The organism is Methanobrevibacter sp. AbM4 (assembly GCF_000404165.1).
Classification (GTDB): domain Archaea; phylum Methanobacteriota; class Methanobacteria; order Methanobacteriales; family Methanobacteriaceae; genus Methanarmilla; species Methanarmilla boviskoreani.
In genome coordinates this window covers 1383151-1406016 of record NC_021355.1, presented here as the reverse complement: position 1 = coordinate 1406016, position 22866 = coordinate 1383151, and the positions used below count along the sequence as shown (strand labels likewise).

Annotated in this window: 24 protein-coding genes; 13 read left to right on the top strand and 11 right to left on the bottom strand. The window is 28.3% G+C overall.

Translation table 11 applies throughout. The annotated features are described in order from the left end of the window. The first annotated feature begins 297 nt into the window (after positions 1-297). The 7 genes from hemB to ABM4_RS05805 all read left to right on the top strand — a co-directional run bounded on the left by hemB (position 298) and on the right by ABM4_RS05805 (position 6556). Entirely contained in the window at positions 298-1311 is a 1014-nt protein-coding gene (gene hemB, locus ABM4_RS05835; protein ID WP_016358757.1) for a porphobilinogen synthase, read from the top strand. Between the two features lie 194 nt (positions 1312-1505). Continuing rightward, a complete protein-coding gene (locus tag ABM4_RS05830; RefSeq protein ID WP_156815348.1) occupies positions 1506-2411 on the top strand; it encodes a triphosphoribosyl-dephospho-CoA synthase in 906 nt (301 codons plus the stop codon). 251 nt (positions 2412-2662) lie between these two features. Continuing rightward, positions 2663-3148 (top strand): DUF308 domain-containing protein, encoded by a 486-nt coding sequence (locus ABM4_RS05825; protein ID WP_016358755.1) that lies wholly within the window; start codon positions 2663-2665, stop codon positions 3146-3148. Positions 3149-3423: 275 nt separating this feature from the next. Continuing rightward, a complete protein-coding gene (locus tag ABM4_RS05820) occupies positions 3424-3741 on the top strand; it encodes a helix-turn-helix transcriptional regulator (RefSeq protein WP_016358754.1) in 318 nt (105 codons plus the stop codon). A gap of 404 nt (positions 3742-4145) precedes the next feature. Continuing rightward, entirely contained in the window at positions 4146-4388 is a 243-nt protein-coding gene (locus tag ABM4_RS05815; RefSeq protein ID WP_016358753.1) for a DUF5654 family protein, read from the top strand. Between the two features lie 359 nt (positions 4389-4747). Beyond that, entirely contained in the window at positions 4748-5173 is a 426-nt protein-coding gene (locus tag ABM4_RS05810; protein ID WP_016358752.1) for a universal stress protein, read from the top strand. A gap of 192 nt (positions 5174-5365) precedes the next feature. Further along, on the top strand, positions 5366-6556 hold the full coding sequence (locus ABM4_RS05805) for an NAD(P)/FAD-dependent oxidoreductase (RefSeq protein WP_016358751.1): 1191 nt from the start codon (positions 5366-5368) through the stop codon (positions 6554-6556). A gap of 114 nt (positions 6557-6670) precedes the next feature. Here the strand turns inward: ABM4_RS05805 and ABM4_RS05800 are convergent, their stop codons facing one another. Then, on the bottom strand, positions 6671-7297 hold the full coding sequence (locus tag ABM4_RS05800; RefSeq protein ID WP_016358750.1) for a hypothetical protein: 627 nt from the start codon (positions 7295-7297) through the stop codon (positions 6671-6673). 257 nt (positions 7298-7554) lie between these two features. Next, on the bottom strand, positions 7555-8124 hold the full coding sequence (locus ABM4_RS05795; protein ID WP_016358749.1) for a DNA-3-methyladenine glycosylase I: 570 nt from the start codon (positions 8122-8124) through the stop codon (positions 7555-7557). A 308-nt stretch (positions 8125-8432) separates the two neighbouring features. Here ABM4_RS05795 and ABM4_RS05790 point away from each other — a divergent pair, with 308 nt between their 5' ends. After that, positions 8433-9083, top strand: coding sequence for a queuosine precursor transporter (locus ABM4_RS05790; RefSeq protein WP_016358748.1), 651 nt, complete (start codon positions 8433-8435; stop codon positions 9081-9083). A 482-nt stretch (positions 9084-9565) separates the two neighbouring features. Then, positions 9566-10396 (top strand): formate dehydrogenase accessory sulfurtransferase FdhD, encoded by an 831-nt coding sequence (gene fdhD / locus ABM4_RS05785; RefSeq protein ID WP_016358747.1) that lies wholly within the window; start codon positions 9566-9568, stop codon positions 10394-10396. Positions 10397-10639: 243 nt separating this feature from the next. On the opposite strand, the gene ABM4_RS05780 is transcribed toward fdhD, so the two are convergent. The 3 genes from ABM4_RS05780 to ABM4_RS05770 all read right to left on the bottom strand — a co-directional run bounded on the left by ABM4_RS05780 (position 10640) and on the right by ABM4_RS05770 (position 12838). Further along, entirely contained in the window at positions 10640-10975 is a 336-nt protein-coding gene (locus ABM4_RS05780; protein WP_016358746.1) for an AzlD domain-containing protein, read from the bottom strand. Further along, complete coding sequence (locus ABM4_RS05775) at positions 10975-11661, bottom strand: AzlC family ABC transporter permease (protein WP_255349080.1); 687 nt, start codon at positions 11659-11661, stop codon at positions 10975-10977. The genes ABM4_RS05780 and ABM4_RS05775 overlap by 1 nt, the downstream gene beginning before the upstream one ends. A gap of 232 nt (positions 11662-11893) precedes the next feature. Continuing rightward, a complete protein-coding gene (locus ABM4_RS05770) occupies positions 11894-12838 on the bottom strand; it encodes a calcium/sodium antiporter (protein ID WP_016358744.1) in 945 nt (314 codons plus the stop codon). A gap of 461 nt (positions 12839-13299) precedes the next feature. Here ABM4_RS05770 and ABM4_RS05765 point away from each other — a divergent pair, with 461 nt between their 5' ends. Beyond that, the gene (locus tag ABM4_RS05765) at positions 13300-14646 is read left to right on the top strand and encodes an NCS2 family permease (RefSeq protein ID WP_016358743.1); all 1347 of its coding nucleotides are present in this window, start codon (positions 13300-13302) and stop codon (positions 14644-14646) included. 466 nt (positions 14647-15112) lie between these two features. After that, on the top strand, positions 15113-16048 hold the full coding sequence (locus ABM4_RS05760; RefSeq protein WP_016358742.1) for a 3-hydroxyacyl-CoA dehydrogenase: 936 nt from the start codon (positions 15113-15115) through the stop codon (positions 16046-16048). A 143-nt stretch (positions 16049-16191) separates the two neighbouring features. Here the strand turns inward: ABM4_RS05760 and ABM4_RS08790 are convergent, their stop codons facing one another. After that, complete coding sequence (locus tag ABM4_RS08790) at positions 16192-16788, bottom strand: TetR/AcrR family transcriptional regulator (RefSeq protein ID WP_052312817.1); 597 nt, start codon at positions 16786-16788, stop codon at positions 16192-16194. Positions 16789-16987: 199 nt separating this feature from the next. Further along, entirely contained in the window at positions 16988-17467 is a 480-nt protein-coding gene (locus tag ABM4_RS05750; protein WP_016358740.1) for a pyridoxamine 5'-phosphate oxidase family protein, read from the bottom strand. Between the two features lie 234 nt (positions 17468-17701). On the opposite strand from ABM4_RS05750, the gene ABM4_RS05745 reads away from it, so the two are divergent. Further along, entirely contained in the window at positions 17702-18229 is a 528-nt protein-coding gene (locus tag ABM4_RS05745; RefSeq protein WP_016358739.1) for a nitroreductase, read from the top strand. A 220-nt stretch (positions 18230-18449) separates the two neighbouring features. Further along, positions 18450-19370, top strand: a complete 921-nt coding sequence (locus ABM4_RS05740) for a manganese-dependent inorganic pyrophosphatase (RefSeq protein WP_016358738.1) — start codon at positions 18450-18452, stop codon at positions 19368-19370. Between the two features lie 320 nt (positions 19371-19690). Here the strand turns inward: ABM4_RS05740 and ABM4_RS05735 are convergent, their stop codons facing one another. From ABM4_RS05735 to ABM4_RS05720, 4 genes are all read right to left on the bottom strand, one after another. Then, positions 19691-20518 carry an amino acid ABC transporter substrate-binding protein gene (locus ABM4_RS05735; RefSeq protein WP_016358737.1) on the bottom strand — a complete coding sequence of 276 codons (828 nt, stop codon included), beginning with the start codon at positions 20516-20518 and terminating at the stop codon, positions 19691-19693. 71 nt (positions 20519-20589) lie between these two features. Beyond that, positions 20590-21273: an amino acid ABC transporter ATP-binding protein gene (locus ABM4_RS05730; protein ID WP_016358736.1), complete on the bottom strand. Its 684-nt coding sequence runs from the start codon at positions 21271-21273 to the stop codon at positions 20590-20592. 10 nt (positions 21274-21283) lie between these two features. Next, positions 21284-21931, bottom strand: coding sequence for an amino acid ABC transporter permease (locus ABM4_RS05725; protein ID WP_040681717.1), 648 nt, complete (start codon positions 21929-21931; stop codon positions 21284-21286). A gap of 5 nt (positions 21932-21936) precedes the next feature. Continuing rightward, the gene (locus ABM4_RS05720; protein ID WP_016358734.1) at positions 21937-22782 is read right to left on the bottom strand and encodes an amino acid ABC transporter substrate-binding protein; all 846 of its coding nucleotides are present in this window, start codon (positions 22780-22782) and stop codon (positions 21937-21939) included. Positions 22783-22866 lie beyond the last annotated feature (84 nt).

Sequence of the window (22866 nt, the reverse complement as noted above, 5' to 3'; positions counted from 1 at the left end):
AATTTTCAATAATCTTTTAAAGTTTTACATGCTTATCTATTAATTATAAGTTATAAGTGCTCATTTATAACAAAAGATTTTAATAGGAATTATAATAAATTTTCAAGGTTAATTTAGCTTTTATATGTGAATTGCTGATTAATTTATTTTGTTTGGTCAAATTAAATGATGATATTTCTTTAAAATATTTAATTTCCATAATTATTTACACTTGAAATGTAAGACTAATTTTAAATAATTTTACACTTGAAACTTATCACTTAAATAAAATAAACTTTTTAAAATTCCGGTGATGAAATGGATTATCCAACTGTAAGAATGAGAAGACTTAGGAAGAATAGTAATATTCGTGATATTGTAAGAGAAACTAAACTAAATAAAGAAGATTTAATCTATCCTATTTATTTTAAGGAAGGTTTAAAGAAAGGTGAAAAGGAAGAAATATCCACAATGCCAGGACAATTCAGATATTCAATAGAGGATGGAGTGGAATATGCCAAGGAATTAGAATCAAAAGGACTTAGATCAATTATTGTATTTGGTATTCCTTTAGAGGAAACCAAGGATCCTGTTGGTTCACCTGCTTTTATGGAAGATGGTATTGTTCAAACAGCTATTAAGGCATTGAAGAAAGAAACAAATCTAGTTATTATTGGTGATGTATGTCTATGCCAATACACTTCCCATGGTCATTGTGGTTTAATCCAGGAATATGATAAAGGGGATATAAATGATACTACTGATGATGGAGTTAAAATATTGAATGATCCTTCACTTAAATATCTTGCAAAAACAGCTGTATCACAAGCTAAGGCTGGAGCTGATATTGTTGCTCCATCTGATATGATGGACGGTAGAGTGGAGGCTATAAGAAATGCTTTGGATGAGGAAGGTTACGAGGATGTCATGATCATGTCCTATTCTGCCAAATTCGCATCTTCATTCTATGCACCATTTAGGGATGCTGCCGATTCCGCTCCAGGTAAAGGTAATAGGAAATCTTATCAAATGGACCCTGCTAATGGTCGTGAAGCTATTCGTGAATGTGAACTTGATGTAGTTGAAGGTGCAGATATGTTGATGGTTAAACCGGCATTGCCTTATCTTGATGTTATAAAAACAGTTAAAGAGGATTTCAATCTTCCACTTGTAAGCTATAATGTAAGTGGGGAATATTCTATGATTATGGCTGCTATAGATAAAGGTTATTTAACTGAGGATTCAATCATGGAATCTTTAGTATCAATTAAAAGAGCCGGAGCAGATTTGATTATCACCTACTTTGCACCATACCTATTAGATCATTTATAAAAATAATATTTTTTAATTCTTATTATTTTTTATATATTTTAATAAATTTTCAAAATTATATTAAGTTTGATTCTTTTCTATTTTTTTAAAATTTTTAATTTGGCCTATTTAAAAATTATATAATATGAAACTTAATAGATATAATAAATAATCATTATTTTTAAAAAAAAATAAATATTTAAGGAATTTTTATGATTAAACCAGAACAAATTGGAAAAATAGTTCAGATAGCATCTGCACTTGAAGTTAGTGGTTATCCAAAACCTGGAAATGTTCACAGGACCCGCGATTTTGATGATATGGTCTTTGAAGACTTTATTATAAGTGGTATTGTAATAGGGGATATATTCACTGAACTTGCAGAAAGAACTATAGAAAATAATGAAAATCTATCTGAAATAGCATTAGGTAAAACAATCCTAGATGCTGTAAGTGAAACTAATAATTGGGTTGAAAACAATACAAATCTTGGAATTGTAATGATGACTTCTGTTTTGGCAGCTGCTGCTGCATTAAGTGAAGATTTAACCAGTCTTAGATTAAATGTTGAAAAGGTGATGAATGCAACTACAGTTCAAGATGCTCTTGATTTATATGATGCAATAAATCTGGCCTCTGCAGGTGGAATGGGAAGTCAAGGAGAGTATGATGTAAATGATGATAGTGCTAAACAGGAATTAATTGCCAATCGCCAAACTATGTTTAAAGTTTTAAAGATATCTGCTGGTTGGGATGATTTGGCTTGTGAAATGACTACAGGTATGCCTATTGTATTTACTGTCGGATATCCAACATACGCTGATTTAAGAAGAACCCATTCAATGAATTATGCATCAGTTTTAACATTTCTAACAATTTTATCAAAATTCCCTGATACTTTAATATGTCGTAAATATGGAAAGGAAATGGGTCAAAAAGTTTCAGACAAGGTTTCTGAAGTTTTAAAACATAAAGATGATGATGATTTCCATGATATTTTAGTTGAGCTTGATGACGATTTATTTGAAAATCATTTAAACCCCGGTACCTCTGCAGATTTAACCGCCGCAAGTATTATGGTTTATTATTTAGTAAAAGAATTTGAAAAAAATAATTATTAATTCTTGAATTTCATTCATATTTTATTTTTTCCTTTTTTTTAATGAATTTAATCTTTTTTTCATTTTAAATTTATAAAATTAAGATTTTTAACTATTCTTCATTTATATTTGGAAGATTAGGATTATTAACTATTTTTTATATTTTTTATTTACAGAATTAAGATATTGTACAATATAATAGATATCTTATTATATTTAAATAAATAAAATATTATTATATTTATATTAATTTAAAATAAGGAGGTTTGTGGATGGAAAGGAATATGTTATTTAGTATAATTGCAGTAATACTTGGTATAATAATTATAATATTCCCTGCATTTGGTGTTGCGGCAGTTTCCGCTATTATTGGTTTGGCATTTCTATTTGTTGGAATTGTTACCTTGTTGTTTAGTTATCAAACTTCAAGACTTGCTGGTCCTTACAGCACATTAGGAATGATATTGGGTATTTTAATAGCAATATTCGGTTTAATTCTAATATTTGATCCTGCTGTTTTTGTTTTCCTTGCTTCATTCTTTGTTTATATTGCAGGTATAATTTTAATAATTATTGGTATAATGGCTGCACTTGAATCAGTATTGCCTGGAAGTAGATATATGGGTGTAAGCTCAATTGTATTAGGGATTATATACTTCATTTGCGGATACTTTATAGGTGATGCTAGAGTTTTAGGATTCTTAATTGGTTTATGGTTATTAATTACTGGAATTATTGGTATTTCACAAAGTAATTAATATTTATCCATTTTTTCTTTTTTTAATTATTTTTTTTATTGTTCCTGTTTTTCTATATTTAAAAGACTTTGCTTTAACCAATATTTAAATGAGTAATTTTTCGGAATAATTGATTAAATTATTTATATTAAAAAAAATTAATATATAAACAGTAATTTATTATTTTATTTAATAATCTAATTTATCTGTATAAATTAGATATAATTGTATAATTTTTATGAAATCTAAACTTAATCTTGTACTTTATTAAAAATGGATTTTGAAGGTGTTTAATTATGGATAATGAAACATGTAATGTAGAGGGAGATATTGAATTTAATGATTTACCTTCAGATGAAGAATTAGACAAAAAGGCGAATGTATTTAAAGCTATTTCTGATCCAACAAGACTTAAAATATTATATCTACTTAAAGATACTGAGTTATGTCCTTGTCAGATTCAGGATGCTTTAAATAAACCACAACCTACTATATCTCATCACGTGTCTATTTTAAAAAATGCTAATTTAATTAAAGGTCGTAAAGATGGTATTTGGATTTATTTTACCCTTGTAAATAATGACATTATTGAAACTTTAGATTTAATTGTATAGACTTTAATTAATTTGGAAATAAAATATTTAAATGTATTTTTTATAATAAATTCTTCTTCTAGATTTAAACTATGTAAATAAAGATTTTTAGTTTTAAAAATTATTCTAGTAATTTAAATTCTATTTTTAATTTAATAATCAAATATTATATTAGAAAACTTTATTTTTCATAGAATGATGTTTATTGTTGATCTTTTATTTCCATGTTTTATGGAATGTTTATTGTTTAGTTTTTTTTTAAGATATTTTCTATTTTATTATTAATTTTCATGAAATTTTTTATACTATTAAAAAATAATCTAATATTACTATAAATTTTATAATTAATTAAAAGTTATTTTTTAAAAATATTTTATTTAAGAAATACTTTTCATTATTTTTTTAAAAATAAAGGAGGTTAGAGTGTGTCTGTTGTAGGTAAAGAGGTTATTAAAGCTGTTATTACATTATTAACAACTGCTTTTGCATTAGTTGCAGGTTTAGCTTGGAACAGTGCTATCCAAGAATTGATTAACACATTCCTTGATAAAGGTAGCGCCCTTACAGGACTATTTGTTTATGCTATTATTGTAACTGTGATTGCTGTAGTCGTTACCTTAATTTTAGGTAGATTCGCAGATAAAATGGGAATTGAATTAGAGGAATAAATCTATTTTTATAAATTCAAATTCTATATTTTTTTAATTTTTTAGATAATATTTTTTTCTACTTTTATTGGAATCTTTAATATTTTTTTTTTTAAATCTTCATTGTTCGGTATGGTACCTACTTAATTTAGTTAAATATATATTTATAAAAGAATATAGTATTATATGTTTATTAGATTAATATTGGAAATTAGGCAGAATACGATTTTTATAGTTGAAAAATACATGAAATATAAAATGGGGTATTGAATGTCCCTTTTTCATAAAAAATTTTATAGTTTTGTTCTATTCCAATATTATAGAAAACATTTGGTTAATATTGATTAAATTTGAATTGGATTTCAAATTAAGTGATTATAATGTATAAAAAAATTTTATTACCAACTGACGGTTCTGAGTTTGCAGAACAAGAAATATGTAAAGTAAAAAATGTATTAGACCCTGAAGGCGAAGTTGTAATTGTTTCTGTTGCTATGAAGATTAGACCTGCTCAATTCCAATCTAAAGAAAATGTTGCAGAAATCAATAAATCTTTAATTTCTGAATCAGAGGCTTATGCTGAACATATGAAAGTTCAACTTGAAAAAATGGGTGTTAACTCTAAAATTAGAGTTGTTTGTGGTCGTCCAGCAGAAAAGATTGAACAAGTTGCTAGTGAGGAAGGTGTTGATTTAATTATTATTTCCTCATCAGGAAAAACAGGTCTACATAAATTTATTATTGGTAGTGTTGCAGAGAAGGTTCTTTCTATTGCAAAAAGAGATGTATTGCTTGTACATGAATAAAATTTTATAATTTCTTTTTATTTTACCTATTTTTTATATTTTTAATTTTTTCAAAGATATACAAAATTCCATTTTTGTTTAGATATCTTTTAAAATAATTAATTTAAATCCATAATGTCTTTATGTGGTTGTATAAATCTACATAAGTTTTATATGATGTTTAAACTAATTTTTATATTATGGCGTGATTATATGATAGATGCAGATATAGTAGTTATAGGAGCAGGACCTGCAGGATCTATTGCGGCAAAACATGCTGCACTTAGAGGAGCAAAAGTTATTTTAATTGATAAAAAATCTGAAATTGGAACTCCTAAACGTTGCGCAGAAGGTGTATATGATCCTGGTCTTAGACTTTTAGGTATAGAACCAAATCCCCGTTGGATAGCACAGACAATATATGGTGGAGTATTACATTCACCTGATGGGAATAGTATCCAATTTGACGAGGAATTGTTACCAGTATGTGGATATGTGCTAGAGAGAAAGGTATTTGATAAGTATATGGCCATGGATGCCGCACGTGCAGGTGCTGAAATCATGATAAAAACATTTGTCAGTGATTTAAAACGTGAAGGCGACGGTTTTATATTGGACTGTGACTCTTTTGGGGAAAAATTCCAGATTAGAGCAAAAATAGTAATTGGTGCAGATGGACCTGAATCCACTATCGGTATAAAAGCAGGATTGAATAAACACAATTCTAATAAATATATGTTGTCCTGTGCACAGTATGAGATGTGTAATGTTGAGCTACCTCGTGATGATTTGATTCACATATTCCTGGCTGACGAGAATGCCGAAGGAGGATATGCATGGATTTTCACCAAAGGTAATGGGGTTGCAAATGTAGGTCTCGGTATTTCAAGCAATATCAAAGATCTGGATGCTCTTGAATGTTTGGATAACTTCGTTAAAAGCTGTCCATATACTAAAAATGCCCAGCCTGTGGAATTAAATGTTGGTCCCGATTCCCTTGAAGGACTTAAGGACAATATTTATGGTGACAATATCATGCTTGTAGGTGACGCTGCAGGTCAAATAGATCCGATTGAAGGTGGGGGAATCTTGCTTGGAATGTATGGTGGTATGGTTGCAGGAAATGTTGCGGCTTCCGCTATAAAACAAGGTGATTATTCAGCGGATAAGTTAAAAGAGTATTACGAACGATTCAATCAGCTAACCTTAAATTTAGTTCCTAAATTAACTGTTGTACGTGATGTGGTACAATCATTAAACGGTGATGAGTTTAGTAATTTAATCGATGCGGCTTCACAAATTGATTTAGCTAATGCCTCAACTAAAGATTATTTGAAGGTCTTATTTAAGATCTCACCAAGAACCAGTCTTAAATTCACTAAACTAATAAAGGTCTTTATCTAAATTTTTAATTTATTATTTTTTTATTATATTTAAGTTATCTTGTTCTGTTTTTTATTATTTGATATGGTTGTTTTTATTTTTTAATTAAGATGGTTTAAACAAATAGAAAAAGGATTAAAAATAGTCATTAAAATAATACTTATCGTCATTATAATAATTATCATTGTAATAATCATTTTCTTCCCTATAGTAATCATCTTCTAATTGTTTAAAATCTTCATATGAAAAATTATCCAGATAGTATTGTTCATACTCATTATAATCCTTTCCCTCATAGACAATATAATTAGTTAGAACCTCATTTAATTGGTCATGAAAAGATTTGTCGCTTAATGTAGATTCCGGACTATTTTTTATCATTTCTTTTACATTTGGACTTATATTGGTTCCATTGAATGTAAGACAGTAGATAGAATGTCTGGATGTAAAGTAAATGGCAGTCATATTGTCTTTGGAATTGGATTTGACGTATAGTATCACTGTACTGTGATTCGCTAATGTTTTGTTTTCCATTTTAATAAGATTACCGGAACAGATATCTGACGCATAATTTATTTCTAAAAGACTGTCATTCATCTTACGTAGTGAAAAATCACTTACATTTGTTCTATAATATATGTCATTATTATATGCCTGTGCATTGTCAAACTCCGGAGCTATTTTAAAATCCACATCTCCAACTCTTTGGGTTTTCCAATTGGAGCTATCTACAGCTTGAATAGTATTTAAACTAATTGACAATATTGTTAAAATTAACAGTATTGTAATAATTTTCTTTTTTATATTAATTCCCCCTTAATTAGTTAATCATTTATCATTTTAAATCCTTGGATTTTAACTTTCTTGGTTGGTTCTTCTAATTTTTATAATTTTGAATTTGGCTTTATTGGTTTCTGGATTTTAAACCTTTTATATGGTTTTTTTTAGAATCAAACTTTATTAATTCTATTTTCTCTAATCTCCATAATCTTAAGGAATTCGTTTTTATTATTGGTAAATTAAGATCCCTCATATTTAAAGCAGTCTTTATCATGAGCGTTAATTACTCCAATAGCTTGTAGGTAGGATTGGATTGTTGTTGGCCCTATAAATTTCATGCCCCTTTTTTTCATATCCTTTGATAATGTTTTGGATAATTCTGATTCTGTACTTTCATTATCATAAATAACTTCATTTGGGATAAATTCCCTCAAATAGTTATGGAAGCTTCCAAATTCTTTTTGAATATTTTTAAATATTCTCGCATTATTTATGGTTGCCTCGATTTTTCTTCTATTTCTTATAATGCCTTTGTTATTTAATAGACTTTCAACTTTTTCACTATCATAATTAATAATGGCATCTATATCAAAATCATCAAATGCTTTTCTAAAATTTTCTCTTTTATTAAGTATAGTTTCCCATGAAAGTCCGGATTGAAATGCCTCAAGTATTAACATCTCAAATAAATAGTCCTCATCAAGGTTTAACACTCCCCATTCCTCATCATGGTATTGGAGATATAGTTCATTTTTGTTGTTGCACCAGAAACATCTATTTTTACCATCTTTAAATTCTCTATTGTCCATTCACTCACCTCTTTTCATTATTATTTTATTTTCTTATTTTAATAATACTTAATTTTTAAGTCAAACTATTGTCTTTTACCTATTAATTGACGTTTTTACAATATGGATGAACGAATATTTTTAAGTAAAAGCATTATTTTTAAATGTACTTGATATTTTTACAATATAATTGAACAAATATTTATAAGGGTCTTTTATTAAAATATTATTGTAATTTAATTTTACTTTAAAAATTATTAAATTTATTTTGATGTTTTTTCTAATAAAATTTTAATTTTATTGGACTATTTAATATAGGATAAGATATTATGGATACAAATTTTGATTATACTGAAAAAAGGTTAATCATTACTGCATTCTTCTGTGTATCTTTTATTATATCAAATTTAATTACAGTTAAAATTATAGATGTTGGATTTTTAGGTATGCAAGTGCCGGCTGGTGTTTTAATCTATCCTTTGGTTTATGTTTTAACCAATGTAATTACTGATGTTTATGGTGAAAAGGCGGCTCATAGAACTTTAATACTTGGTTTATGTACTGATATATTATTTGTTTTCATGACTACTTTATTATTATTCCTACCTTCACCTTCTTACTACACAGGAGGACCTGCTTTACAATTCGTATTTACTCAGACTCCAAGAATTCTTGTGGCTTCATATATTAGTTATCTTCTGGGTAATTTAGTAAATGCAAGATTAACTGCAATTGTAAATAATGGTGATAATGCTAATTCCTATTCTACTGTTAAGAATTTAGGGGCTATTATTACTGGTGAATTAGTTGATAATATAGTATTTATTGGATTAGCTTTCATATTTACTGTACCAATTATGGATGTCATTATTATGATATTTACTCATTGGATTTTAAGTATTATATGGAATATTATTGCTGAACCATTTACCAAAAGAACAGTTGAATGGGCTCAAAAAGGAGCTCCAGAACAAGCTTAGTTTAAATTTAGAAATCTTTTAACAATATATTTCTAACTTTAAATTTTTTTTATTTTTTTATATTTTTTCTATTATTGATTATTTAAAAATTCGTTTTTTTTTTTAGTTTTTAGCTATTTTTTTGATTTATCTTTTTTTAAAAGCTCACTTTTAAATTCAAAGAGTCGTCATTAGTTTTAATTAGTTTTGTATATAAAAAGGTTCATAAACCTCTTTGATCCCTTTAGTTTCAAGCAGTTTTGTATATAAACAATTTTATATATTTAAGAGTTTAATACTTATTAATAACAAGTATAAATTCATTTAATATCTTTATTAGATGGATATGGTCTTAAAAAGGATTTATTAAGATGAATATCGCCTTAAATGGATTGAACATTATTGGGATTATTAAAATTGATTAATTATTTTTTTCAATCTAGTATTTTTTATATAAATCTTTAAATATAACCATTGTTAATAAATATTTATAGGTAGATAATATGGATTTTATTAAAGAAATTCCAGCAATTAAGTGGAATGACGGTAATTTTCAGAAGGTAAAGGAGCATACTGTCGGTGATGAAAACATATATTTTTTCATTGACAATTTAATGCCAAGGAAATTTTCAACATATCCAACACATTTAGACGATTTTGCAGTTGGCTATTGTTTGGGGGAAGGTCTAATTAAAACTGCCGATGATATTGAAAGTATTGATATTGAAGATAATAGGGTTATTATTAAAACAAAATTTAATCATATTCCTGAGGAGGATTTTGAAACCGACAGTATACTACAGGAACGTAAGGGTGATGGTCAACATGTGTGTGCATGTAGGCTTTTGGAATATCAGGGGGTAATGTCTGATAGTGCAGGTGGCTGGAGATCTGAACTTAAGAATATTCAGGTTAATAATTCAGATTTAACAATAGATGCAAGTCAGATCATTAAGGATATGGAAAGATTGACTGACAAGGCAGAGGTCTGGCAGGCAACTGGAAGTGTACATGTTGCACAGTTAGTTTATAAAGGGGAATATATTACCCGTGAAGATGTAAGTAGACATGTGGCAGTTGATAAGGTTATTGGGGCTGCAGCAAAAAAAGGCTATGATCTAAGTCAATGTTATGTGGGATATAGTGGAAGAATGCCTGCTGACATGCTTATAAAAGTGGTTAGGGTAGGAATACCTATTTTAATATCTAATGCTGCACCTGCAGGTTCTGGCTATGAGATTGCAGATAAAGCCAATATTACCATGGTCGGATTTGTACGTGGTAATAGGTTTAATCTATATACCGCTCCAGAACGAGTTAATTTAAATCAATAATTAAAATATCTCTTGTTTTTTATTATTTTTTTATTTTAAAAGTTAGGATTGATAAATATTCAAGCTATTTCCTGTTTTTTCTTATTTTTTTTATTTAAACGTTGAAAAACATTTTTTTATATTTTTATTAAATCTATAGGATAGGTTGAAATTTTTTTATGTTTTCTAAAATAAGTAAAGAAGATTCTTATATCTTTTCATTAAATAAATAGGTAGAAAAACTAGATTTTTTATTAGTTTTTCTTATAATACCGCACTTATTAACCCGAAATAGGGGATTATTGAATATAAGATGATTAGTGCTATTACTGTAATAATCACAATTGCACCAATTGAAACCCTCTTCCAAGCCAATCCTCCTGCAACTAACGCCCCTACAAGACCTACATACCATATGTTAGGATCAACGGTTATTACACCTGGACATATTAATGCTGCTAATGCAGTATATGGAATTAGATTTAAGAATTTTTCAAATTTAGGACCAAAATTTAATTTATCCACTGCTATTGCAGGTATTAATCTAGGGATAAATGTTACAAGTGCACATAATAAAATTAAAACATATATATTAATCATTATTGTGCCTCCAGTTCTATTTCATTTTGAATGTCTTCATCAGTTTTTGGTTTAATATTTACCTCATCGTCATCTACAATATACATTCCAATAAAAGCTCCTAAAAGTGTAGCAACTATTAATGACCAATGGGATATGACAAATGATAGTAAGTAATTTAGGATTCCTGTTATGATTACTGTGATGGCTATATTTTTACTTCTTTTAATGTTTGGTATAAGAATTGCAACGAATAGCGCATATAATGATATGTTAAAACTATTTGCAACAATTATTGGAAGGGCATTTAATACTAAAACACCTATTGCCGCTCCTAAAACCCATGCACAAAATGGTATAACGCTAACACCTAAATAGACCCATATCGAACTTTTTTCCATCAGTGAAAATATGGCGAAGGATTCGTCTACAACGAAGTGTGCAGACAGAATGTTTAATTTCGGGGTGTTTTCTGTTAACTTATTATAAACTACCGTGTTCATTATAAAATATCTGAAATTAACTACAAAACTAGTTAAAACAATATTTAATAATGTCGCACCTTGTGCAAACATGGAAACAGCCATTATCTGACCTGCTCCTGCAAATACTAGAAATGACATGGATACAGTTTGAAATGGGTTAAATCCTGCTTTCATCGCTAAAGCAGCATATCCAATCCCCATGGGAATATAACCATAGACAATTGGAAAACCTTTTTTTGCACCATATATAAACTTCTCTTTTCTAGTTTTTATTTAAAACCCTCCATTATTTGATAAAATTGTTTATCTTTAAATTAATTCTTTAAAAAAAAGTAACGATTTACTAAAAAAAGCCCTTTGATTTAGTAAGGTTATAGTTATAATATATTTATTTTGCCTTATATGTTTGTAGTATTTCTGAGCTTTTAAAAAAGAGTAAAGAAGGTATTGGATTTTAATTTCTAATTATGATAAAGGTCATGTAAATTAAAAATAGTATTATTAGGACTATACCTTCCTTTCTATCTATTTCCTCTTCACTTCTTGCAAATATCGCACCTAATATTGTGATTATTGTCATGATTAAAATATCTGTTAACATCTTTGGTTCAATAGGCATTGGAACAATTACGCTGCTAATACCTAAGATGAATAAAATGTTAAATATACTGGATCCAAGCACGTTTCCTATTACTATACCATGGTCTCCTTTTTTAAGTGCGGTAATTGAGGTTACAAGTTCCGGTAATGATGTACCGATTGCTACAATTGTAAGTCCTATAAGCGCTTGGCTTAATCCGAATAATGAGGCAATATAACTTGAACTATCTACAACAAGGTCGGATCCTATTATAACTGCTGCAAGACCTAAAACAATGTATAGGATACATTGTGGTATGGATATTTTTGCTTCAACTATATTGTCTCCATTATTTTCCTTATTTTCATTTGCTTGCTTTACCATACGGTAAATGTATATTGCAATTAAAATCAGGAATATGGCACCAATTATTCTGCTAATTTCTCCGAACAGATATGCAACTAGAAGAAGTCCAATACTTGAAATAATCAGGAATGGAAAATCTCTTTTAATTAATACTTTATCTACTTTTAAATTAGCAATTAGCACACTAATACCGATTACACCCAGGATATTAAAGATATTACTTCCCACAACATTCCCAAGTGAAATAGCATTGCTTCCTGCAAGTGAGGCTGTAATGGATACTGCAGCCTCAGGGGCACTTGTACCGATTGCCACTATTGTTAATCCTACAACTATTGTGGAAACTTTATAATGGTATGCGACATTACTTGCTCCATCTACAAAAACATCTGCACCTTTAATTAAAAGTACAAATCCAATAATAAGTAAAATGAGTTCTATAATTAAGTCCATATTTTTTCCTTTGTAATTTTTAAATCTGAAAATCTGTTTTAATCATTTAGACTAATAAGATATTGTTTTTTGTATAAGATATATTTATTTATATTGACTTTATTTATGGAAATATAATTTTAATTATAATTATTTAATTATTATTTAAATTTTTTAAAAAACCTTTGGTTTTTTTCTATTTAAATCAATATTTCAATTGTTTTATATTACTTTGTATATTTTTATCTTTTTAAAAGGATATTGGAGTTTTATATTTAAACATTCATTTTTTATTATTTTTTAGTCTAATATTAAACATTTTTAAGAAAATTTATAATCTTTTAATGTTATATATACTCTTATAGGGCTTAAAGATTTTAATTGAATAAGGAGTTTTAATATTATTATATAAAATAATACTATTTTTATATATTTTATTTTCCATGATTATTGGGTTTTTAAGCTTTATTTTAGGTGTTTATATGGAAAATGATTATTTTAAAATGAAATTAAGAAATACGGACATTAAAACTGAATTTTTAGCCGGGCTTACAACATTTCTAGCTATGTCTTATATTTTAGGTGTAAATCCCACTATGTTGTCTGAAGGTGGTATGCCGGCTACAGCTATTTTCTTTTCCTCTGCCCTTGCAGCAGGTATTGCTTGTATAGTGATGGGATTAATATCTAATTATCCGATTGGTCTTGCTCCTGGTATGGGTTTGAATGCTTTGTTAACTTATACTGTTATAATTAGTATGGGTTATTCATGGCAGGCAGGTTTAGCTGCTATATTCATAGCTTCTATACTTTTCTTTTTAATTACTATCTCAGGTTTAAGGGAATCTATTTTACATGCTATACCAAATGACTTGAAATTAGCTATTGGTGCGGGAATCGGATTTTTTATAGCTGTTGTAGGTTTAAAGAATTCAGGAATTGTGGTTGCAAATCAAGCAAACATTATCGCTTTAGGTAATTTAACTGGTGCTGTTCCTCTTTTAGCGTTAATCGGTATAGCTATTACTTTAATTTTATATGTTAGAAAAGTTCCAGCAGCTGTATTCATAGGTTTAATTATAACATCAATTATTGGTGTGATCTTTACATTCTTAGGTTTTGGAGCAAATACTCCTGCCTTAATGCCTGCAGTTCCTCATCAAGTGGTTTCTGTTGATTTTGACTATTCCTTGGTAGGGGGATTCCTTTCAGGTTTTGGCGAATTGTTCTCCTCACAGGTAATTAATATAATAATGGTGATATTCTCATTCTTATTAGTTAACTTCTTTGATGCTACCGGAACATTAGTTGGTTTAGGTAATCAGGCAGGTTTCTCAAAAGATGAAAATGGTGAACTTGAGGGAATTGATAAAGCATTTATTGGAGATTCTGTTGGGGGATTAATAGGTACTGTTTTAGGATCAAGTCCTGTTACCGCTTATGTGGAAAGTGCAACTGGTATAGGTTTAGGTGGTAGAACCGGTTTAACTGCAATATTCACTGGAATTTTCTTTTTAATTGCAATGTTCTTTGCACCTGCAATCCTATCATTATTTACCTCACCAGTTACCACCTCCTGTTTGGTTGTAGTTGGAATATTGATGATGGCTCAACTTAAAGATATTGACTGGAGTAACTTAGTTACAATTTCCTCTACATTTGCAACTATTTTAATGATGGTTTTAACCTCATCAATTACCTTAGGTATTGCATTCGGATTTGTAACTTATGCTGTTACCAGTATTGCTTCAGGTAAAGCTAAAGAGCTACATTGGTCTGTCTGGATATTGGCAATTATATTTGTTTTCTATCTATTCTTTGGACTTTGATCTTTAAACACTTTTTAAATAGGGATTTTAAATCTCTATTTCTTTCTTATTTTCCACTTCTAGAGTTAAGTATTTTATTTGAAATATAACTTAATTGGAGTTCATTTTTTTTAAATTTAAGAATCTTTAAAAAATTAGACCAGGTTTAAAACGTCTTTTTTTATAAAAAATATATGCTTTTTTTTCTGGCTTTTTGTATTGTTTTTTTATTTAAACAGTTCTATTTTATTTTAATTTAAAATATATGATTGTATATTTTTTATAATAATTTAGTTATTTATGTATATTTTTTAATTATTTCTAATTAGTTTGTATTATTTAATCCTTTTTTTATAAAAATCATATAAAAAATTATAAATATGGAATAAGTTTATATTATTAATTAATTTTAATATGTTCAGTGTTGAAAATTGATTTATATTAAGATTTCAAACACTTTACAACATTTTAAAAGGAGGTTAAAAAGATGGCGTTTAAAAATGTTACTGTAGCAGGTAGCGGAGTTTTAGGAAGCCAAATTGCATATCAAACTGCTTTTAAGGGTTTTAATGTTACAATTTGGTTAAGAAGTGAAGGTTCTATTGAAAGAGCAAAACCTAAACTTGAAAGATTGAAGAATATTTATCTTGAAACATTGGAAGCTATGAAAACTAATCCCGATGCTTATTGCAGAGGTTTTACAGATAAAGAGGAATTAACAGATGAGGAAATTGATCAATTAAAGGAAAATGCTATTTCTGCATATGAGGGATTAACCTTGACAACTAGTCATGAAGAGGCTGTTAAAGATGCAGATTTAATCATTGAAGCTATAGCGGAAGATCCGGAGCAAAAAATTGATTTGTATCAAAATTTTGCTAAATATGTTCCTGAAAAAACTGTTATTGTTACTAACTCTTCAACTTTACTTCCAAGTCAATTTGCGGATTATACTGGTAGGCCTAATAAATACTTAGCATTGCACTTTGCTAATAAAATATGGAAGAATAATACTGCAGAGATTATGGCTCAACCAAAAACCGAGCAGAAATACTTTGATCAGGTAGTGGAATTTGCTAAAGAAATTGGTATGGTACCACTTAAGGTATTAAAGGAACAACCAGGTTATATTCTTAACTCATTACTTGTACCATTCTTATCTGCTGCCGAGGCATTATGGGCAAAAGGAGTGTCTGATCCTGAAACAATTGATTTAACTTGGAAACTTGCAACCGGTGCACCATCAGGACCATTCCAAATTTTAGATGTGGTGGGATTAGTTACTGCATATAATATTGTAATTATGAATCCTGAGGCTAAAGATCCTGAAACTGTTCCAGGCAAAATAGCTGCTAATCTAAAAGAAAAGATTGATGCCGGTAAAACTGGTGTTAATGCAGGTGAAGGATTCTACAAATATTAAATTTCTTTTTTAAGGTAATTCTATTTACCTTTTTTTAAATTTTTAAAATTTAAGTTAATTTATTAAAGTATTTGATGGTTTTTTTTTTTTTTTTTTTTTTTTTATTTGGATTGTTTTATAATGTGTTTGATGGTATTTTTATTTTAATTACTATTCTTTTCATTTTTTTCTTTCAAATTTTCTTTAATTATCCTTACAAGAAATGGCTTTGAAACTAGAAGGGTGTTTTTAACATCATCTAAAGAATATCTGTCATTATTTTTAAACCAGTATCTAGCTAAGTTTTCATATCCTCCAATTATAAACTCTATTGTAAAGTCAATAGATATGTCAGAGCCATTATCAGTATATTCATTGTGGATTTTTTCTTTTATGTCCTCTTTTATCATATTACAGATAATTTTAAGACTTACAATTTCCTTATCATTTTTTGCAAGGGCAGAGTATACATCCTCATATTCCTTCAAATAGTTTAAACTTATATTTTTTAATTGATCGGCATAATCTGGAAAGTTATCCGCTTCAATTTCCATTACTTCGGTGGTAATTTCACCGGATATTTTTTTAATTCCATATTGCAATAACTCATTTTTATCATTAAAGTGGTAATAAAAGGTACTTCTAGGTATATTGGCATTTTTACAAATATCTATAACTTTAATCTTTTCATAGGGCTTTTCAATAAGAAGTTCTGTCAAACTTTTAAACAGTTTTTCGTTTACTTTATCATTTAATATCATTTTAATCATCATTGATTTAATACATAACTGTATAATTTTTTTTATAAAATACTGTTATATCGTTTAATTAAAAATTTTTTTGTATTTTATTAGTATATATTTTTAATAATATTAAAATTTTTTGAATTGATTTTTTTAAAACTTATACATTTTCATATATTAATGATTTTTTATTGTGTTTTTGTAAAATTTTTATAAATTAGTTTTTTAGAATATTTTTATCATTTGTTTTACAAGTTATATTTTCAAGTTTTATTTTACCAACATTAGTTGCATTTATGTATTGTTCGCTTTTGTTAAGTTTACCTAGATTGCAATGGTCTAACAATAGTTGAAGTGCTTTGACCTTGGTATCAAAATCTTCAATAATTTCAACTTTTCCCTGTGCCATAACTGACTGGTAGATTGTAGTGGGATCATTATTACCTAGTTGATATTCTATGAAGTTATCTAATTCAACAAAAACTTTATTGTTTTTCCTCATTAAATCATTTTTATAACCTTTTTTTGCACCATGGAAGTAAATAATAATGTCTTCACCGTCAAGTTCATATCCAAAAGAAAGGGGAACAATATAAGGGTATTCTTTATCATTAATACCTAATCTTACAGTTGTTGCTCTGCCAATAATTTCAATAATTGTCTTCAGGTCTTTAACTTCTCTATTTTTTCTTCTCATATTATCACTAATATCATGATTTTCATTAATTAGTTATATTTATATTAATATTTTCTATTTTGTTTTAGATACTTGTTTTCATATTTCTATTAATTTTTCCATATTTAAGTGAGTTTTTTTTACATTAAATTTATTTATTCTAAACTAATTATAATTAAATAGATAATTAACTATATTTTTCAAAAGTCTTTAAAAGATTGATTATTGTTAATGATATATTTAACAGGTGATTTTATGAGTGATTTAATTGATGAAATAATGAATCGTCGTAGTATTCGTAAATTTAAATCTGATATGGTTCCAAAAGAAGATATTGATAAGATTATTAAAGCAGGTTTATATGCACCTAGTGGTAGGGGCCTACAGTCTCCAATAATAATTGCCGTTACAAATAAGGAATTTAGGGATAAATTGGCTACAGTTAATCGTAAAATCGGAGGATTTCCTGAGGATTTAGATCCATTCTATAATGGTCCTGTTGTATTAATTGTCCTTGCTGATAAATCTACTCATACTCATGTTTATGACGGTAGTGTGGTAATGGAAAATCTACTTCTTGCAGCTTCCGGTTTAGGTTATGGTAGCATCTGGATTCATAGGGCAAAAGAAGAATTTGAAATGGATGAATATAAGAAAGTATTAAAAGATTTAGGTATAGACGGTGATTATGAAGGTATTGGTCACTGTGTTATAGGTTATATTGATGAGGATATTCCCGAGGCAGCACCAAGAAAAGATAATAGGGTATATTATATTGATTAATTCCATTTCTTTTTACTTTATTTTTATTTTTGTTTTTATATTCATCTGTTTTTATAACTATTATTTTTTAATTCTAATAAAAAATTAAAAATCATTATTCGTCTTGTAATCATTTATACTAAAACTTAATAATTAGTATCTAAATAAATATAAGACATAATAATATAATTTTTATTTATTATACGAATTTTATTTTTAAAAAATTTAATGTTATGATATTATGGCAGAAACTTATATTTTTGGACATAAAAATCCGGATACTGATTCAATTACTTCAAGTTTAGTAATGGCTAATTTAGAACATGAACTAGGTAATGAAGATGCAGTATCTTGTAGATTAGGAAACTTAAACAAGGAAACTCAATATGTTTTAGATTATTTTAATATAGATGCACCTAAATTAATCGACTCTATTGAAGACGGTTCAGATGTAATTTTGGTAGATCATAACAGTCCCTCTGAGTCTGTTGAAAATTTAGAAAATCTTAATATTTTAAAGGTAGTGGATCATCATAAAATCTCTTTAGAAACTTCTTATCCTTTATTCTATAGAGCGGAACCTGTAGGTTGTAGTGAAACTATTTTATACAAGTTGTATAATGAAAATAATGTTGAAATTTCAAAAGAAATCGCTTCTTTAATGTTATCTGCAATTATTTCTGATACTTTACTTCTAAAATCTCCTACAACTACAGATGATGATATTAAAGCAGTTAAGGAACTTGCAAAAATTGCAGATGTTGACTATGAATCATATGGTTTAGACATGTTAAAAGCAGGTACTGACTTATCCGACTTTTCAATTGATGAAATCTTAAGTTTAGATGCTAAACAGGTAGATTTAAAAAATGTTAAATCTATTATAAACCAGGTTAATACTGCAAGTATTCCTGATGTTTTAGAAATGAAGGATGAATTAGAGGCAGGAATTAATAAGATTATTGAAGATGAAAACTTGGATATTTTCATTCTTTTAATTACTGATATTATTAACAGTAATTCACAGGTAATAGTACTTGGTAAAGATGCAGATCTTGTAGAAAAAGCTTATGGTGTGGAATTAAAGGATAACACCGCTTTACTTAAAGGTGTAGTGTCCCGTAAAAAACAAGTTATACCTATCTTAACTGAAAATGCATAATTTCAGTTTATTTTTAATTTTTACTCTTGTTTTATTTTTTTTAAAGCTTAAACTCACTTATTTTCTATAGATCTGATTAAAAATAGTAATTTCTATGATTTTTTGTTTTTTGATAAATTTTAAACATCTTTTTTTTATAAATGGTAAAAAATGGTATTCTTTATAGTTTATTATATTTATGTGTCATTTTAGAATTGGTTAAAAGCAGTAGTTTCTATTTAAAGATTTTAAGAAATAGTGATTCAAATTCATATTCTAAATTTTAAAAACAGTATTTTGTTTTAAAGGAAATGAGTATTTAGAGATAATAATTTATATCTCTAATATGACATGTTTGTGTAGTTGATAAGACAATCTGGCACACCGTATTTTGTGTATTTTTTAGAAAGTCTTTCTACAGTACCGTCATTGTACATCTCATCTAATGTTTTTTGTACTTGATCTCTTAACTCGGTATTTCCTTTTTCAAATCCAACTCCATATTGTTCAGATGAAATATTTCCATCTAATATTCTGAAATTGGAGTTGTTACTTTGGGCTATTTGATATTCCGCTGATTGATAATCAACAGCATATGCATCACAACCACCTGATTCCAAATCCATAAATCCTGTATTAATATCCTCGACCTGGACCAATTTTTTAAATGTTTGTGTTAGGGATTTTTGATCACCTTGTAAAGCTTTCAGTGCTGATGAGTCTTTAAGTACATCAACTGTTTTACCATTTAAGTCATCATAATCTTGGATATCGGAATCTTTTCTTACAACAATAACTTGTTTTGCATTTACATATGGTTTGGACCAGGTATATTGGTTTTCACGACCATTTATAGTAAATCCATTCCAGATACAATCAACAGCTCCTGAGTTAAGTTCTGTATCTTTTGTATCCCAATCTATTACTTGTAATTTCAATGTCCAATTATTTCTTTTACAAACTTCCTGAGCTAGGTCTATGTCGAATCCAACATAAGCTCCATTATCGTCTTTGTAACTGTAAGGTGGAGTTTGTGCATCAAATCCTAAAACCAATGTCTTCTGGTTTGATGATCCTACACCTTCTGAACCATATTCAAAATGAATAAATAATAGTCCAGCTATTATTATTAGCATTATACTCAGGGAGATTAGTATTTTTTTATTCATTCTTCTCCTCCCTAAATCATTTTTCTAATCTTAAAAAAATAATTTTTTAATAGAATAATTTTGGAGATTGTTCAGTCCTCAAATTTACCGAGGAAGTTGATTATTCTTGGATTGTCTGAATTGAATACCTCATCAGGTGTTCCTTCAATGATTATATCTCCATCTTCCAAAAATATTATTCTATCTGCAACCTTTCGTGCAAAACTCATTTCATGAGTAACTATTACCATTGTCATGTGCTCATTAGCAAGTTCCCTAATTGATTTGAGAACTTCTCCAGTAAGTTCTGGATCTAATGCAGAGGTTGGTTCATCAAAGAAGAGTATATCTGGATGCATTGCTAATGCCCTTACGATAGACACTCTTTGTTTTTGTCCACCGGAAAGTTCATTTGGATAGGAATTCTCCTTTCCTTCAAGACCATATTTTTTAAGTAATTGAAGTGCTTCTTCTTTCACCTCATTTTTATTTCTTTTTTGAACTTTTATAGGGGCATTGGTAATGTTTTTGAGAACATTATGATGGGGGAATAGGTTAAATTCCTGAAATACTAATCCCATCTGTCCATCAAATTTAATTTCACCACCGTCTGGTGTTTCAAGATTGGTTGCACATCTAAGCAATGTGGATTTTCCAGATCCTGATGGTCCGATAATTACAAGTACCTCTCCCTTTTCAACATTTACGGAAACATCTTTAAGTACTTCTTTTCCATCATATATCTTTTTAATATTTTTCATCTCGAGTAAACTCATGGTATTCCTCCTAGTAATAGTCTAGTTCTTCTTCTACTCCTTCCATGAATATTGCAACTAAATAGTTGAATATATAATAGAAAATTCCCGCTACTATTAATGCGGTTATAGATGCCTGTGCTGCAGATATTTGTTTTGCAACGGTAAACATCTCTGGAATTGCTATTACGAAGGATAATGAAGTATCTTTTACAAGGGTAATTACATCATTTGTAATTGCAGGAAGTACGTTTTTGATTACTTGTGGGAATATAATTATAAAGAATGTTTGTAATCTTGAATATCCTAATACCTGTGCCGCTTCATATTGCCCTTTTGGAATAGACTCTATTCCTCCTCTATAAATCTCTGCAAAGTATGCTGCATAATTTATTGAAAATCCTATTATTACTGCAATCCATCTATAGGTGTCAGATAGTTGCGCTCCAAAAACATAGTATGGTGCAAAGAATATAATAATCAATTGAAGCATTAAAGGTGTTCCTCTCATAATTGATATATATGCTTTCATTAACCAACTTATTGGTCTGAAACTACTCATCCTTCCCCAACATACTAATAATCCTAAAGGAAGTGAGAATAACAATGTTAATACAAAGATTTCAATAGATGTTAACATACCATCGCAGATTTGAATTATCATACTGTCTATCATCATTTCTTTCAAATCTCCTCATCTTTGGTATAATTTCTAAGTGATTCTGGAACACCATAATTACTGTATTTTTTAGCAATTCTCTGGACTGTTCCATCTTCATACATTTCGTCTAGAGTTTTCTGTACTTTATCTCTTAGCTCCGTATTGCCTTTTTTAAATCCAATACCATAATGTTCTGTAGAAATATTTTCTTCAAGTATTTTAAATGTAGTTGAATCATTACCTGTTGTTATTTGGTATTTGGCTACACCATAATCTACAGCAACCGCATCACAGGCTCCAGATTCTAAGTCCATAAATGCAGTATTATAATCGGCAACTTGTGTTAACTTTTTAAAGCTTTGTGCTAATGATTTCTGATCACCTTGAAGTGCTGCTAAAGCAGATGAATCTTTCTGTGTTTCAACTGTTTTACCACTTAAATCAGAAAGACTATTTATATCAGAATCATTTTTAACAACAATTACCTGTCTATTGTCAATATATGCTTTAGACCATGTGTATTGATCTTCTCTACCTTCCATGGTAAAACCATTCCAAATACAATCAATACTTCCAGAATTGAGTTCGGTGTCTTTAGAATCCCAATCAATGGCTTGTTTTTTCAAAGTCCAATTATTTCTATTACAAACCTCTTGAGCTAAGTCTAAATCAAATCCTATATAGTTTCCTTGATCATCTTTAAATCCATAGGGTGGAAATTCCGCATCAAATCCTACAACAAGGGTATTGTCATCGTTGTCATTGGCAGAAGTTTCACCTCCTAAATTGGCATATGAAAAATGAACAATTAATAAGCCTATTACTATAATAATCATAATGCTTAAGGAAACTAAAATTTTTTTATTCATTTTCTCTCCTCAATGTTATCTATACATAAAATTATCATTTAATAAAAATCATGTATGGATATTGTAACTTTTGTTTCTTAAAAT

What these genes read in the sequence shown, in the direction of transcription:
- hemB (WP_016358757.1), top strand. Translation starts at nt 298, where the DNA reads ATGGATTATCCAACTGTAAGAATGAGAAGACTTAGGAAGAATAGTAAT.
- ABM4_RS05825 (WP_016358755.1), top strand. Translation starts at nt 2,663, where the DNA reads ATGGAAAGGAATATGTTATTTAGTATAATTGCAGTAATACTTGGTATA.
- ABM4_RS05820 (WP_016358754.1), top strand. Translation starts at nt 3,424, where the DNA reads ATGGATAATGAAACATGTAATGTAGAGGGAGATATTGAATTTAATGAT.
- ABM4_RS05810 (WP_016358752.1), top strand. Translation starts at nt 4,748, where the DNA reads ATGTATAAAAAAATTTTATTACCAACTGACGGTTCTGAGTTTGCAGAA.
- ABM4_RS05805 (WP_016358751.1), top strand. Translation starts at nt 5,366, where the DNA reads ATGATAGATGCAGATATAGTAGTTATAGGAGCAGGACCTGCAGGATCT.
- ABM4_RS05795 (WP_016358749.1), bottom strand. Translation starts at nt 8,124, where the DNA reads ATGGACAATAGAGAATTTAAAGATGGTAAAAATAGATGTTTCTGGTGC.
- ABM4_RS05790 (WP_016358748.1), top strand. Translation starts at nt 8,433, where the DNA reads ATGGATACAAATTTTGATTATACTGAAAAAAGGTTAATCATTACTGCA.
- fdhD (WP_016358747.1), top strand. Translation starts at nt 9,566, where the DNA reads ATGGATTTTATTAAAGAAATTCCAGCAATTAAGTGGAATGACGGTAAT.
- ABM4_RS05780 (WP_016358746.1), bottom strand. Translation starts at nt 10,975, where the DNA reads ATGATTAATATATATGTTTTAATTTTATTATGTGCACTTGTAACATTT.
- ABM4_RS05770 (WP_016358744.1), bottom strand. Translation starts at nt 12,838, where the DNA reads ATGGACTTAATTATAGAACTCATTTTACTTATTATTGGATTTGTACTT.
- ABM4_RS05765 (WP_016358743.1), top strand. Translation starts at nt 13,300, where the DNA reads ATGGAAAATGATTATTTTAAAATGAAATTAAGAAATACGGACATTAAA.
- ABM4_RS05760 (WP_016358742.1), top strand. Translation starts at nt 15,113, where the DNA reads ATGGCGTTTAAAAATGTTACTGTAGCAGGTAGCGGAGTTTTAGGAAGC.
- ABM4_RS08790 (WP_052312817.1), bottom strand. Translation starts at nt 16,788, where the DNA reads ATGATATTAAATGATAAAGTAAACGAAAAACTGTTTAAAAGTTTGACA.
- ABM4_RS05750 (WP_016358740.1), bottom strand. Translation starts at nt 17,467, where the DNA reads ATGAGAAGAAAAAATAGAGAAGTTAAAGACCTGAAGACAATTATTGAA.
- ABM4_RS05745 (WP_016358739.1), top strand. Translation starts at nt 17,702, where the DNA reads ATGAGTGATTTAATTGATGAAATAATGAATCGTCGTAGTATTCGTAAA.
- ABM4_RS05740 (WP_016358738.1), top strand. Translation starts at nt 18,450, where the DNA reads ATGGCAGAAACTTATATTTTTGGACATAAAAATCCGGATACTGATTCA.
- ABM4_RS05735 (WP_016358737.1), bottom strand. Translation starts at nt 20,518, where the DNA reads ATGAATAAAAAAATACTAATCTCCCTGAGTATAATGCTAATAATAATA.
- ABM4_RS05730 (WP_016358736.1), bottom strand. Translation starts at nt 21,273, where the DNA reads ATGAGTTTACTCGAGATGAAAAATATTAAAAAGATATATGATGGAAAA.
- ABM4_RS05725 (WP_040681717.1), bottom strand. Translation starts at nt 21,931, where the DNA reads ATGATGATAGACAGTATGATAATTCAAATCTGCGATGGTATGTTAACA.
- ABM4_RS05720 (WP_016358734.1), bottom strand. Translation starts at nt 22,782, where the DNA reads ATGAATAAAAAAATTTTAGTTTCCTTAAGCATTATGATTATTATAGTA.